The organism is Ewingella americana ATCC 33852, assembly GCF_000735345.1.
GTDB classification, from domain to species: domain Bacteria; phylum Pseudomonadota; class Gammaproteobacteria; order Enterobacterales; family Enterobacteriaceae; genus Ewingella; species Ewingella americana.
This window is the reverse complement of record NZ_JMPJ01000073.1, coordinates 1-13,715: the sequence shown is the minus strand read 5'-3', so window position 1 is coordinate 13,715 and position 13,715 is coordinate 1. Positions and strand designations below refer to the sequence as shown.

The 13,715-nt window shown below is 52.2% G+C and carries 14 protein-coding genes; 7 read left to right on the top strand and 7 right to left on the bottom strand.

Annotated elements, in window-relative coordinates; genetic code table 11:
- Positions 1-5: 5 nt before the first annotated feature.
- The 3 genes from GEAM_RS20570 to GEAM_RS22900 form a co-directional block, all read right to left on the bottom strand.
- On the bottom strand, positions 6-344 hold the full coding sequence (locus GEAM_RS20570; protein WP_034795493.1) for a tRNA-binding protein: 339 nt from the start codon (positions 342-344) through the stop codon (positions 6-8).
- A gap of 192 nt (positions 345-536) precedes the next feature.
- Entirely contained in the window at positions 537-746 is a 210-nt protein-coding gene (locus GEAM_RS20565; RefSeq protein ID WP_034795490.1) for a hypothetical protein, read from the bottom strand.
- Positions 747-797: 51 nt separating this feature from the next.
- The gene (locus tag GEAM_RS22900) at positions 798-1,133 is read right to left on the bottom strand and encodes a hypothetical protein (RefSeq protein WP_072009940.1); all 336 of its coding nucleotides are present in this window, start codon (positions 1,131-1,133) and stop codon (positions 798-800) included.
- Between the two features lie 290 nt (positions 1,134-1,423).
- Here GEAM_RS22900 and GEAM_RS20560 point away from each other — a divergent pair, with 290 nt between their 5' ends.
- Positions 1,424-1,693: a metal-sensing transcriptional repressor gene (locus GEAM_RS20560; RefSeq protein ID WP_034795488.1), complete on the top strand. Its 270-nt coding sequence runs from the start codon at positions 1,424-1,426 to the stop codon at positions 1,691-1,693.
- A gap of 77 nt (positions 1,694-1,770) precedes the next feature.
- Positions 1,771-2,121: a DUF3147 family protein gene (locus GEAM_RS20555; protein ID WP_034795486.1), complete on the top strand. Its 351-nt coding sequence runs from the start codon at positions 1,771-1,773 to the stop codon at positions 2,119-2,121.
- A gap of 20 nt (positions 2,122-2,141) precedes the next feature.
- Here GEAM_RS20555 and GEAM_RS20550 read toward each other — a convergent pair whose 3' ends face one another.
- Positions 2,142-3,083, bottom strand: a complete 942-nt coding sequence (locus tag GEAM_RS20550; RefSeq protein WP_034795483.1) for a GlxA family transcriptional regulator — start codon at positions 3,081-3,083, stop codon at positions 2,142-2,144.
- Positions 3,084-3,272: 189 nt separating this feature from the next.
- Here GEAM_RS20550 and GEAM_RS20545 point away from each other — a divergent pair, with 189 nt between their 5' ends.
- A complete protein-coding gene (locus tag GEAM_RS20545; RefSeq protein WP_034795480.1) occupies positions 3,273-4,091 on the top strand; it encodes an SDR family NAD(P)-dependent oxidoreductase in 819 nt (272 codons plus the stop codon).
- Positions 4,092-4,154: 63 nt separating this feature from the next.
- Here the strand turns inward: GEAM_RS20545 and GEAM_RS20540 are convergent, their stop codons facing one another.
- The 3 genes from GEAM_RS20540 to GEAM_RS22895 all read right to left on the bottom strand — a co-directional run bounded on the left by GEAM_RS20540 (position 4,155) and on the right by GEAM_RS22895 (position 7,059).
- Positions 4,155-5,030, bottom strand: a complete 876-nt coding sequence (locus tag GEAM_RS20540; RefSeq protein ID WP_034795477.1) for a dioxygenase family protein — start codon at positions 5,028-5,030, stop codon at positions 4,155-4,157.
- 311 nt (positions 5,031-5,341) lie between these two features.
- Positions 5,342-6,409: a maleylacetate reductase gene (locus GEAM_RS20535; protein WP_034795474.1), complete on the bottom strand. Its 1,068-nt coding sequence runs from the start codon at positions 6,407-6,409 to the stop codon at positions 5,342-5,344.
- A 380-nt stretch (positions 6,410-6,789) separates the two neighbouring features.
- Positions 6,790-7,059, bottom strand: a complete 270-nt coding sequence (locus GEAM_RS22895) for a PAAR domain-containing protein (protein WP_072009939.1) — start codon at positions 7,057-7,059, stop codon at positions 6,790-6,792.
- 230 nt (positions 7,060-7,289) lie between these two features.
- Here GEAM_RS22895 and GEAM_RS20530 point away from each other — a divergent pair, with 230 nt between their 5' ends.
- The 4 genes from GEAM_RS20530 to GEAM_RS20515 are packed head-to-tail and all read left to right on the top strand — an operon-like array spanning position 7,290 to position 13,571.
- Positions 7,290-9,848 carry a type VI secretion system Vgr family protein gene (locus tag GEAM_RS20530; RefSeq protein WP_051899590.1) on the top strand — a complete coding sequence of 853 codons (2,559 nt, stop codon included), beginning with the start codon at positions 7,290-7,292 and terminating at the stop codon, positions 9,846-9,848.
- A complete protein-coding gene (locus GEAM_RS20525) occupies positions 9,845-12,118 on the top strand; it encodes a T6SS effector phospholipase Tle3 domain-containing protein (RefSeq protein ID WP_244956658.1) in 2,274 nt (757 codons plus the stop codon). The genes GEAM_RS20530 and GEAM_RS20525 overlap by 4 nt, the downstream gene beginning before the upstream one ends.
- On the top strand, positions 12,115-12,828 hold the full coding sequence (locus GEAM_RS20520; RefSeq protein ID WP_034795472.1) for a T6SS immunity protein Tli3 family protein: 714 nt from the start codon (positions 12,115-12,117) through the stop codon (positions 12,826-12,828). Before GEAM_RS20525 ends, GEAM_RS20520 begins: the two co-directional genes overlap by 4 nt.
- A gap of 29 nt (positions 12,829-12,857) precedes the next feature.
- On the top strand, positions 12,858-13,571 hold the full coding sequence (locus GEAM_RS20515) for a T6SS immunity protein Tli3 family protein (protein ID WP_034795469.1): 714 nt from the start codon (positions 12,858-12,860) through the stop codon (positions 13,569-13,571).
- The last annotated feature ends 144 nt before the right edge of the window (positions 13,572-13,715 follow it).

Below are 13,715 nucleotides of genomic sequence, written 5' to 3'. Positions count from 1 at the left end.
GCCAATTAAAGCAGCTTGGTCCCCAGCGGCACGTCGCCGTCGGGGACGCACAGCACTACGTCGCCATTCTGGTCGTGGAAGCCGGTCACCAGACACTCTGACTGGATCGGGCCAATCTGCTTTTTGGGGAAATTCACCACCGCCACCACCTTTTTACCCACCAACTCTTCAAGCTGGTAATGCTTGGTTATCTGCGCGCTGCTTTTGCGCACGCCCAGCTCTTCACCAAAGTCGACGTGCAGAATGTAAGAAGGGTTTCTGGCCTTGGGGAACGCCTCGGCTTTAACGATTTTACCCACCCGCAGCTCAACTTTCAGAAACTCAGGGAAAGTGATTTCATCCATAGCGACCTCTGTCTTCGTTGAATCGGTTAATTCTCTATGTTACCGAGAATCAGCTATTTTATCCAAGTATCCAATGATCTCTGCTTTCAATTCAATAGGCGGCGAGTTAAATAAACGAGTAACTTATTCCATTAAATAATTGCTCCAGTAAGAATATATTTTCTGGAGCAATGTTCTAGAATTTTAGCTATTTTATTTTTTAAATTTCTCAGCAAACAGATATTTAACCAAGAAGTTAGCAGCCAGAATGAAGCACCCTGAGAAAACCACCGTAACGATAATTATTGATAATTCTTTTGGGGCATTGTAGCCGTGAGTAAAAGTCACTCCGGCACCGCCGAGAAAACAAGTGGCTAAGGTGAATCCGATGAAGACAAACACTGCACGAATTAATTGATACATACCGTTTACCATGAGCTGAAAAATAGGGTTTACTACTGTTTTAACAGGTTTTTACCAGCTACAGCCACCGGAGTCGTTCTTGCCTGCGCAGTTCCCCACACCGCCTTTATTGCCACCTTTACCCATGCCAACATTGCCGCCACCTTTATCGCCATTATCAAAGCAACCTCCTTTGAAAGCACCAACAGCAACGCCTGGAAGACCGCCTAGCATTCCGGTAAATACGCCATTAACGCAGTTAGGATTGGTGTGTCTGGAATAATAGTCGCCATTATTTCGCCCGCCTCTTGAGTTGTTTCTATTACGCGTTCCACGCTGGGCTGCACTATCATTACGGCCACCGCCACCCGAGATTCCATCAAGTTGAGAGGATTCTAATACTTTCATAAACAACTCCTTTGTTATGTGAAATAATACTATTTGATAATTCCCGCCGAATTACTTTGAAGTGAATTGCAAAAAAACAGAAATTTTATTTAAATGCCTTTTATTATTTAAAATACATTCCAAAACCATAAGTAATTTATATTGTTTATCGAGTATTCATCTGCTGTGCAAGCTGATGAGAAGCTGTGATCCCTCCTCAAAGTCTGATCGAAAGAAAATGGGTAGAAATTCAGTGCGGCCAAAACAGAAATCATCTATTCTCATCCTATCCCCCCCGATAGGATAAAAATATGCATTTGCACGAAACCCACCCGGAGATCATCAAACGTTTAAAACGCGCGACGGGCCATCTCAACAGCGTCATAACCATGCTGGAGAGCGGAAGAACCTGTCTTGATATAGCTCAGCAGCTGCAAGCTGTTGAAAAAGCGGTGAGTAACGCCAAAAAGACGCTGATCCATGACCATCTCGACCACTGTCTGGACCATGCCGTAAAGGCCGATGGGGAAGGGTCGCCGGATTTGATCCGCGAATTTAAAGAGATCACTAAGTATCTTTAAGGCTGACTGGCTGAGGCGGCGTTTGCGCCGCTGGCAGCTTCAAGGCGTTGAACAATCGAAGGTTTACCGGAGGGCATATGCTCTGGATCATCACAAAGTACATCCTGACTGCGGCAGTCGTGGTGGCGGTCTCTGAAGCGGCAAAACGCAGCGATAAGTTCGGCGGTTTTATGGCGGCTTTGCCGCTGATCACCATTCTTGCCTTGGTTTGGCTGTATGTCGAAAAGCAACCGATGGAGAAAATTGCCAATCATGCCTGGTATACCTTTTGGTATGTGATCCCGACGCTGCCGATGTTTCTGGTTTTTCCTGCACTGCTTTCACGGTTGGGGTTCTGGCCCACGCTTGGCGTTTGCGTGGTGATGACGACCCTACTTTTTGGGCTGTTTGCTTTGGTAGTGCGGCGTTTCGGTATCGAGCTTTTGTAACCCCAAAACCTCAGTTGAGGCTAAGAGACCGCCCCGCTGGAAGTGCGTTTGATGGCCTGCGGCGGCATGCCGAAGGCACGGAGAAAGGCTTGGCGCATTCTTTCGCGGTCGCCGAAGCCGGTTTCTCGCGAGATGATTTCAATCGGATGATTGGTGGTTTCCATCATCAGGCGTGCGGCCTCAACCCGCAGCCGCTCAATGGCCTTCGCCGGAGACTGCCCGGTCTCCTCGCGAAATACCCGGCTGAAGTGGCGCGGACTGATACTCGCGGCCTCGGCCAGCGATTCTACCGACAGGTCAGAATTCAGGTTCTCTTTGGCGTAGGAGAGCGCCATTTGGATTCGATCAGATTTAGCATCCAGCTCCAATAGCGCGGAGAATTGCGACTGCCCGCCGCCACGGCGCTGGTACACCACCAGTTTGCGCGCAACCTGACGCGCGGTATCCAATCCAAAATCCTTCTCGACGATAGCCAGTGCGAGGTCGATACCCGCCGTCATTCCGGCCGACGTCCAGATTTGCCCGTCGGTAACGAAAATGCGGTCTTCGTCGAGCATGACGTTGGGGTACTCTTTTCTGAATCTCTGCGCGTGCATCCAGTGGGTGGTTGCGCGCTTGCCGTCCAGCAGCCCGGCCGCCGCGAGAATAAAAGCTCCGGTACAAATCGCCGTGACGCGACGGCTTTCGTTGGGCGCGTTATGCAGATAATCCAGCAAGCTCTGCGGCGGCAAGTTGCACTCATTGTCACCGGCAACAATCAGGGTGTCATAGGTGGAGTCTCTGAGTCGCTCAGTGTTGACCGAGAAGCTTTGCGAGGTCATCACCGGGCCGCCCGCCTCGGAGACGAGCTTGAACTGGTAGACTTTTTCACCACGCAAAATATTGGTGTATTCAAACACGCTGGAGACGGCGAGTCCCAGAGCCTGAAAGTCTGCAAAAACAACAAAGCCAACAGTGTGCATCATTCCCTTCTTATTGAAGTGGCGTAATTCATTGCATTGAGCATAAAACAGATATTTCTATTGTGCCAGAGGGCAAAAACAATGTCCTAAAACGTGGCATATACGTCATTGAGGCTGACTCGAGTAGGGGGCAGAATAGCCCCATTCCCGATATTTTGCGGGCTACCCTATGAAAAGAGAGATGATGAAATGAGCAACTCAACAACTTCCCAAAAAGGCAAAGCACTGATCACCGGAGCCTCTGCGGGCATCGGTGCGATTTACGCAGATCGTTTGGCCAAACGCGGTTATGACCTGATTTTGGTTGCCCGCAACGGCGAGCGTTTAAAGGCGCTGGCCGAACGCCTGAGTGCTGACACCGGTCGCTCGGTCACCACGGTGGTAGCCGACCTTAATGATAAAGCCGGGCTGCGTCAGGTCGAGAGCCTGCTGCGCGAAGATAAAAGCATCACCATGCTGGTCAACAATGCCGGTATCGGTTCGGTGGCTTCCGTGCTGAACAGCGATGTTGATGAGATGGAAGCGATGATTGCGCTTAACATCACCGCGCTGACTCGCCTGACCTACGCCGTTGCGCCGAGTTTTGCTACCAAGGGGAGCGGCACCATTATTAATATCAGCTCGGCGGTGGCCATTGCGGTTGAAGCGCTTAATGGGGTCTACAGCGCCTCAAAATCTTACGTGTTGAGCTTTGGTCATACCTTGCAACGTGACCTTGCTGACAAAGGCGTGCGTATTCAAACCGTGCTGCCAGCGGCCACCGCGACAGAGTTTTGGGACGTGGCGGGCTACGCCAAGCAGAAAGAGTCAGCCAGCACCATGAGCGCGGCCGACATGGTTGACGCTGCGCTGGCCGGGCTGGATAAAGGCGAACTGGTGACCATCCCTTCTCTGCACGACGGCGAGGACTGGCAAGCATGGGAAGCCGGTCGCCGCGCGATCTCCGCAAAATTCTCCAATGCCAAACCTGCTCCGCGCTATGGCATTACAGGCAAAGTCGGCCAGTAAGATTTCCCGCGATTTAGTGCGTAAAACAAAAGCCAAGGGCGTTTTTCCCTTGGCTTTTTTGCGTTAATTAACCTCAGCCGAGCTTGGGTTGAGGACAATATCAAAATTCAGCGTGCAGAAAGGTTGTGCTGAATAGCTGCCATCAGGCGCGATGCCGGCATCATGCATTACCCACTCTTCAATCAGCGATGAGCGCACGCCAAACACCGCGTCGGAATCCAGATATTCATCCCCTTGTTTGAAGATATGGGTAACCAGTCTTTGGTAGCCGTCGGCGTGGACCATAAAGTGCAGATGAGCAGGGCGCCAAGGGTGGCGATCGAGTGCTCGTAGCACCCTACCTACCGGGCCATCGTCGGGGATTGGATAGGCCACGGGCACGATGGTTTGAAAGTTAAAATAGCCCTGTGCATCGGCCCTGATAATGCCGCGGCCTTGGGCTGCTTCAAGGTCGGATTTTTGCACGTCGTAGAAACCTTCTTCATCGGCTTGCCACACTTCCAGCATTGCGTTGGGGACAACTTCGCCATCCAACCCTCTTACCGTGCCACTGACAAACCACGGCTTGCCGGGCATATTGGGCGAAATATTCCCCCACGGCTCAATGGCCGGGGCATCAGCCACGTGGAACGGGCCGAAAACCGTCGCTTCGGTGCAGCCTTGCGGCTTGCGATGATTCTGCGCGGTGACCAGCGTCGAGAATCCGAGGATGTCAGAAAGCAGAATAAACTCCTGCCTCACCGGGCTACAGGTTTGGCCCACGCTGGTCAAAAATTCGATGCCTTTTTCCCACTCTTGCTCGGTGAGATGCACTTCTCTGGCGAAGTCGTGCAGATGCTGTATCAAACTGCTGAAGACGTGGTGTAAACGCTTGTCTTCCGTTCCTGTCATTCGCGAGAGAACTTCCTGCGTGATGGTGTGTTCATCGAGGTTCTGCATCTTGACTCATATCTCCGGTTTTTTATTTTTGCAGGGCAGTGTTGACCCATCGCTGGGGTCGTAAACCTCGTGCTATCACTGGTCACAAGGCAGAAAATCCACTGCCATACTAGTTGAGCTAAAAGTGTGCATTTTCAACAAGGTGTAACCAAAACCTGCAACAGCGATTTAGCGATAATGAGGGGCGATGACGGGCAGTTCGTAACAGCGGAACTGGCTAGCGAGGTGAAGTGCGCGAGGGTCAAGATCGGCGGGGAAAGTCTACAAAATAGGCTGGCGGCAGCGCGCCAGCTTTTGAGATGTAGATCACGTTATGGTCGATTGCCCGCAAACGCATCTTGTAACAGTTCGCGCACGGCTTCGCGCTCGACCGGCCTTGGGTTCCAGTATGGATTGGCGAGCGCGATGTCAGTCGCGCGGTCTAATTCGGCCTCTTTCATTCCTAATGCTTTTAGCGACAGCGGCGCGCCCAGCGAGGCGGCCAGATCGTAGATTGCTCGTGCAGCATTGGCGCCTTCAATTCCTAAAGCCCGACAGATGCGTTTTGAAGCTTCTGGGGTTTGCGACGCGTTGTAGGCCAGCGCGTGGGGCAGCACGACGGTGTGAGTTGGGGCATGAGGCAGATTGAAGCTGCCGCCCAAGGTGTGGCAAAGCTTATGGTGCAAGGCCATTCCAACGTTGCCAAGCACGGTGCCGCACAGCCACGCGCCGTAAAGGCAGTCGCCGCGAGCGGCAAGGTCTTGGGGCTGCTCGACCACCTTGCGCAGCCCTTGAGCCAGTGCGCGAATACCCTCTTCGGCCATGAGCGACATCACCGGGTTGCCGTCTTGTGCGTACAGACCTTCAGCCGCGTGGGCGATGGCGTTGATGCCGCTGGTGACTGAGAGTTCGACGGGAAGCTGCAAAGTCAGCGTGGGGTCGTAAATCACGGTTTTGGGCAAAACGCGCGAGTCTTTGCCGGTCCGCTTGACGCCTTTCTCGGTCAGCCCATAAACCGGGGTCATTTCCGAGCCGGAATAGGTAGTGGGGATGGCTAAAATTGGCAAGCCGGATTCCAACGCAATGGCTTTGCCAAGGCCGGTCGTGGAACCACCGCCAATGGCAATTGCACAATCAGCACCGAGGCTGCGTGCCACGTCGCGGGCCTCGCGGGCTGTCTCAATGGGCACATGCATCACCGCCTTGTCGAAAATGCCCACGGCGCGGTTGCCGAGTCGTGCGGCGATATTCTCCGCCTGCGGGCGTTGCCCCGCTGTCGACAAAATCAGCACGCGAGCCGCGCCCAGCCGGTCCAGCTCCTCGCCCAGTTGACTCAGCGTGCCCTGACCAAAAACAACCCGGCCGGGTTGCGAAACAAAAGTGAATTCCATCAATGACATCGGGCGTTCCTGTGAGTGGCTGCTGGTGGGATTTCGCAACAGCTTATATTCACAACCGCGAGGAGGAAATGGGGGAAGTGCAAGACTCTATTTCTGCTGGCAGGCTGTCTTGAATCTGATGGCGGAATGAGAGGTATGCTGGCAAAACAAAAGCAGGGGGAAGTAAATAATGTCGCTCATGCCATTACTTGCTTTAATATTTCAGGATATTCCAGTGCTATACAGAAGTAGGGGGAATGTGGCCAGATGCGTTTTTCGGGTTTTCATGCTTAATAAGTATCAACTTACTCGAATGATTTAATAGATTAAGTATTATTAACGCATTGAGTTTCGCATTACGCTAATTCAATTCTGATTCTCGCGCGAAGGGATCTATTCCACTATTTATAAAAACTTTCAGATACGGCGCTGCCATAATGTAAGGCAATCGCCCCGCAGGTTGCTTCATCCCCTTCAAGTACGCGAGACCTACCCAAGACTGAAACAGGGCTGGTGCCAATGAGCATGGCCTCCACGCCGCACTTGGGGCAATCGAATCTATGCCCGGTCAATACTGCCGCTGCGCCATCGATGCTCAGCAGGGGTTCACCTTCGCATATTGTGCCGCCGTGGGTGGTGGTATCACCTAAAACAATAAAGGATTGACTCATTATGGCTCTCTTTATACTTCACTCTATTCGCCACTCCCCAAGAAAATTCTTAAGGTGAAGGCGATTAAATATAAAAATGCAAAGTTCCTAAGAAAATTCTGATGTGGTTTTGCATCTTTACTATTAGTGAAAATTAAATGATGAAAAAGCTAGGGTTATAATTATATATTTATTATGATTTAGCAAATTTCGTTATCATTGACGATAACGACGCAATAAAAGGGATGCCAATGTACGGATACTCGCTAACTCCTCAGCAACCTAAATTTATTCCAGAAGAGTCGCTGAATAAATACTTATTAGATATCCCCAACTCTGAATTTGTCGCTGATGTGGAGTCTTTCCACGGCGAGGAAGCCCTCAGCGAACCTTACCGGTATTGCATCCGCTTTACCTCAAATGAGGCTGACGTCGCCGCAGCCAGTTTGCTGAAAAAGAGTGCCTCATTCAGAATGCGAGGGTTCAATCCTGATTGGTCAAGCTTGATACAAACGGCCAATCGATGGACAGCCTTGCGCCAAATTTGTGGCGTGATCACTTCACTTGAACGTATCAGCACCAGTGTGGATGAAACGTTATACGAAGCCGTGCTGGAGCACCCTCTGGCGCTATTGGATACTCGCCTGCGTTGTGCGATTTATCAGGAAATGTCCGTTCCAGAAGTGGTCAAAAGCATTCTGAAGGAGCACCGTTTCGAGGGATATGAGATTAATTTTGATTCTCTAAGCTACATTTACCCGCGCCGCGAAATGATTGTGCAGTGGAGAGAAACGGATCTGGCTTTTATCCGGCGACTATTAGCAGAAGTGGGCATATGGTTCCGGTTTGAGGCTCATCCTGAGCATGCCGATATTGTCGTCATCGTATTTGGCGATTTACAGACTAGTTATCTTTTTGACCATAAAATCACAGCGGCTAACCCGTCAGGTAATGTCGCAGCGGGTTATAGCATCCAGAATTTGGTGGCAAAACATGTTGTTGTCCCCGGTTCTGTTGACGTCAGAAACTACAGTTATGTGTCCAGTAAAGGTTATCACCAACTGGATCAGCAAGCCGACTCGCTTCGTGACGAGGATTTAACCCACGGCGGCGAATATCACTATGGTGATATCCATCTCGAAGGCGGTGACCGCTGGAAGATTGGCAAAAACCAGCAGGCGGAAACCAGCTGGCACTACGCCAAAATGAGAAACGAGCTGGCGCTCAACGGCATGACGATCTTAACCGCTACCACCGACGATCCTGGCATCGTTCCGGGTACCGAAGTCAAAATAGAAGGGGCTATCCCTCAGGCATTTATCAACGCTATGGTCGTGACGAAAATGCGGCTTAGTGGCTCTCGTCAATCCAGCTTTCAATGCCAACTCACCGGGATCCCTTACAACGAGAGAGTCTGTTTTCGCCCGGCTCGTATAGCGCGGCCAGTGATTAGCGGCACTATTCCCGCCCGAATATCCGGGCAAAAGCTCAATGACCAGCTGGCCAGAATTGATAATATCGGGCGCTATCGGGTGCATTTCGATTTCGATAAAGCCGATTGGAAAAAGGGGCTGGAGAGTATGCCGGTGCGCCTTGGCCGCCAGTACGCTGGTGACCGATACGGCATTCATTTTCCTTTGCAGGATAATACCGAGGTCGGTATAGGCTTCCAACTAGGGGACCCCGAACGGCCTTATATTGCTCATGCCTTCCATGATGAAATCAACCCAGATTTGGTCACAGATTTTAACTCAACCCGCAACGTGATCCGCACATTGCGCAATAACAAATTGCGCATGGAAGATAAGGCGGGCAAAGAGCACATCAAGCTGGCTACCGAATACGGCAAGAGTCAGCTGAATTTAGGCCATCTGGTTAATGCTCAGGGCGAGCCACGAGGCGAAGGGGTTGAGCTTCGCACTGATAAACAGGCAGCCCTGCGTTCCGCAGAAAGTTTTCATATCACCACCGAGCGGCAAACCAAGGCTGCGGGCCAGCAAAATGACATGGCCGCCACCATCGCGCAGCTCGAGTCAGCATTACAGCTAGCGCGATCCCTTGCTGCCAGCGCGGAAATTGCCGACACGCCGGCGGCTGATCTGTCATCCGTGACTGAACTGCGCCAACACATTGCCGAGGCGCAGAAGCCAACCTTGTCAATGCACGGTGAAGCAGGTGTGACGGTGACCTCTCCGGCCAGCGTGATGGTGCATGCAGGTGAAGATCTGGCATCGACCGCCAAGCGGGATATGAACATTAATACCTTCCGGCGGCTCACCATGGCCGCAGGCGACGTGTTCTCGGTGCTGGTACGCAAGGCGGGGATGGTCTTCACCGCCGCCAAAGGCCCGATCAAGCTGACTGCCCAGCAGGGTGAGATAATTCAAGTCGCCAGTCAGGATATCAACCTCACCAGTTCGCAGGGGCGGATTGTCCTCAACGCGCAAAAAGAGTTGCTGTTGATGTGTGGCGGCGCGGGTATTCGGCTCATGAATGGCAGGGTGGAGGTTATCGCGCCTGGCGACATTTCTTTCAAAACGCAGCATGTCGCTTACATGTCACAAGCCAGTATCGATCAGGTGAAACCCTCCTTCAATGAGGGCCAACTTGCCCAGCAGTTTCGCCTACATGCCCCCAACGACCCCGGCCACATCTTGACCCAGCAACGCTTCAGGCTGCATAGAAAAGGCGAGGTGATTGAGGGGATAACCGACGATCAGGGGGAGTCCCCGTTACTGAACAGCAGTGAGCTGGATACCTGGTCGCTTGAAATACTGCACGATAATGACAGCCCGGAGGGAACCGCGTGACTGAACAACCTGAACAACAAAACTCCAACCCCTTTGATGACGCGCCAGAGCCGCACGACCCACAAAGCCAGAAAGTGCATACTCCGCGTTTTCTGGCCAGCGATTGCATCGGCGTGCCGGTCAGCGCGGGCAAGAAAAGCTATACCACCAACTGTCCGGTGAATCGGCCGATGCCGGGCATCGTCATTCTGGTCCACGGCGTAAATGATGTGGGGGAGGCCTATCAGAATCAGGAGCGCGGCATCATTGAGGGGCTGAAAAAGCGTTTGGGACGTGATGACCTGTGGCCGCACCAGTGGGAAGAGAAAAAGTACCGCATTCGCAGCGCGTCCGGCGTGATGGAGGATTGCCACGAGCCGCAGCAAAAACAGATGACATGCTCAGACAGCGCCCGTTCGCCGATCATTCCTTTCTACTGGGGCTATCGTCCTGTTGACTACGAGACGTGGCAAGAGGACCAACGCCAGTATCGTGAAGCGATGGTCCAAAACGGTAAAAACCCTGATACGCCTCTGCCTTACGATGCGTATCGAGAAAATAACCCGGAAATACTGCGCCATTTTGGTGCGAAATATCCGATGGACTGTTTCCATAACACTCTGGATTTAAAAGGTGTCTGGGGCGGCGGAACCTTTGCCAACGCGACCACAAACATCCCCGATATGCTTGGGCCGGGCGCGGGCGGAGCGACGTTAGGCGTGGTCGGGTTTCTCAGCCGCGCCGAGCTCGCTAACGGCGGCGACTTTACCCACCCCGTGTACAACAATCCTCACCGGATTTACCAGTTCTATGCCGCGCAGCGTCTTGCCAGTCTTATAAGGACCATTCGTAGCAGGAGAGAAACGTCCAAAGATACGATCAATATCGTGGCGCATAGTCAGGGTACGATCATTACCATGCTTGCAAATATGATACTCAAAGCTGAGGGTATAAACCCCGCAGACTGCGTGATCCTCAATCACTCCCCTTATTCGCTGGAAAATCGCTGGCTGGAGAACGGCCAGCCGGGTCATCACCAGACGGACGCGGCGCGGCAGAAGACCTTTGAAAATTTCTGCAAACTGATGGCGACCAACAGCAAATATTGTGCCGACGGCGACGGCTTAGTCAGTCCTGCAGAGCAAAAGAAACTGCTGGATACCATGGCGCTGCCTCGCAAAGAGTTTAATAACAGTTGGTACAGCACGCCGCTCAATCAGCGTAATAACTTCGGCAAGGTCTATAACTACTTTTGCCCCAATGACGGCACGGTGTCGCTGTTGCCGATACAGGGTTTTGGCTGGCGAGGCGTACCGCAAGAGATTGCCAAGACGCTTCCCAATCTCAAACAGCGAGTCTTCTTTCAGAACAGCAGCGTCGGGCTACCGCCTGACGGCAAAGCCTTTAGAAGACCCCCTGCCGCTAAAGGGGACTTTGAGTACTCCACGGCGACCAATGCCCGCTGGTCCTTCAGCGACGTGATCCCCAACGGTGAGACGCTTCCCGAGCCGTTTATTTTTACCCTGATGGGCCAGCCTGACCCATTGGATGACGCGGGTGATAAAAACAAGGCCTACCATGCTCCGGTGGGTGGGAATGACGCCATGGTCTCCTATAACGCCCGCGCGGGGGCGACGGGTGCGTCTCAGCGAACCGTGGAAGAAACCGTTGATTGCCCGCCGTATCACCCCTTCAAGGATTTGCGGCCGGGGCACGTAATGACCCAGCGAGAACTCGATACGCTCAAATACTGGCGCAACGTGGATATCGTCAGTGCCAAAGTGGTCGGCGTAAACGAGGCGAATAAAAAGATTGTTTTTCGCCGCAGGCTGACCGAGGCGGAGCTGCATGATTTATACAGCAAGTCCGACGACGTGATGTTTAGCCAGCACTCCTCGATAGTGATGTCAGACAAAGTCCCCGAGTTGGCAATGGCCTACGATTTGGCCATCGGGCCCTGTAAAGCATTCGATATGGACCACGGTGACTTCTGGAAAAGATTGATAAAATTTGCCGACTGGCGTGAATGGTCAGATGATCAAGACGCCAGAGAGTATTATCAAACAGGAATATTACCTTTCGAAAATACAAAAAAATTTATGAATAAACCAGACCAAATTTTACCGACTGGTGAATTTGGCGTAGTGAATCTGTTTATGAACGCCACCCGCGTTGTACCGGCACGCTATCCGGAGATTCATAACAAAGAGGTGGCTAACCTGCAGTGGTCGATGCCGCGAGTAGAAAGCTATGACAGAGTGCCTGCTCAACCAAGAAGGAAGACTGTATGAAAATCAAAGGACTGTCTCTGGTCATGATGGTCAGCTTACTCACAGTCTCGGGCTGCTCCCGATCGCAAGAGACACCCACGCAGGTCATCTACCGTTTTGACGACCACCGCTATCTGGAGCTAAAGGGATGGTACTGCCAGGGAGCACTGTATTACGTTGACCCCATTCGCGGAATCCGTTCTGAAGTGGCCAGCCAGTTTTACCGCGCTTTTGCCGATAAATATGTCCATCCATCTGAGCGCTACATCGCTATCCCTTCGTGGGACCCCGACGCCTTCGCGGTATCAAAAGATTACGGCAGAACCTGGCGCAACGCGCAGTATGCAAGCAACACTAATACCGTAGAACCGAGCAAGACTCGGCGGCCTACCAGACAAAATATGCTTTCCTTCACCGTGGTCAACGATCAGGGTTTCCTGCTCACCCGTCAGGGAAACCTGTATATGAGTTCAAAACCCTTTGATGATCCGCGAGTTATGCCGGGCGGCCCCGGCGTTGATTATGTGGATATGGACGGTGAAAAGCAGAACATTGCTCCTGGCTCAGCGGGCCCCGGTTGGGGGCTCGAGTATATTGCTATAAAAGCCATAGGTGGCCTGACGGCAGAGCTTCTTACAAATTGGCAGGACATGCCCACAAGCGTGCCAGAGGTGAAAAACTATAAGGGCTGGAGCCGAATGCAGTGTGACCCGAGTAAGGGCTTGCGGTAATTGTTGGCGTGGTCAAAAAGGAAGACTGTATGAAAATCAAAGGACTGTCTCTGGTCATGATGGCCAGATTACTTACAGTGTTTGGCTGCTCCCGCCCGCAAGAGACACCCACGCAGGTCATCTACCGTTTTGACGACCACCGCTATCTTGAGCTAAAGGGGTGGTACTGCGAGGGTGCACTGTATTACGTTGACCCCACTCGCGGAATCCGTTCTGAGGTGGCCAGCCAGTTTTACCGTGCTTTTGCCGATAAATATGTCCATCCATCTGAGCGCTATATCGCCATCCCTTCATGGGATACAGACGCCTTCGCCGTATCAAAAGATTACGGTGAAACCTGGCGTAGCGGTGATTTCGCTACCAACACTCATACCGTTGAGCCAAACGGGACTTGGAGTCCGTTAAGAGAGAATATGCTTTCCTTCACCGTGGTCAACGATCAGGGTTTCCTACTCACCCGTCAGGGTAATCTGTATATGAGTTCCAAACCCTTTGATGATCCGCGAGTTATGCCGGGTGGGCCAGGTATTGATTATGTTGATGATGACGGTGATCCACACCACTTAAATTATGGCTCAGCAGGTCCAGGCTGGGGGTTGCAATACATCGCCATAAAGGCCATAGGTGGCTTGACCGCAGAATACCTTTCCAACTGGCAGGAACTGCCGACCACGGTCCCAGAAGTGAAGAATTATAAGGGCTGGAGCCGAATGCAGTGTGACCCGAGTAAGGGTTTGCGGTAACTGTTGGCGTGGTCGAAAAGGAAGACTGTATGAAAATCAAAGGACTGTCTCTGGTCATGATGGCCAGCTTACTCGTACTGTCGGGCTGCAGCCGCCCGCAAGAGACACCCACGCAGGTCATTTATCGCTTTGATGACCACCGCT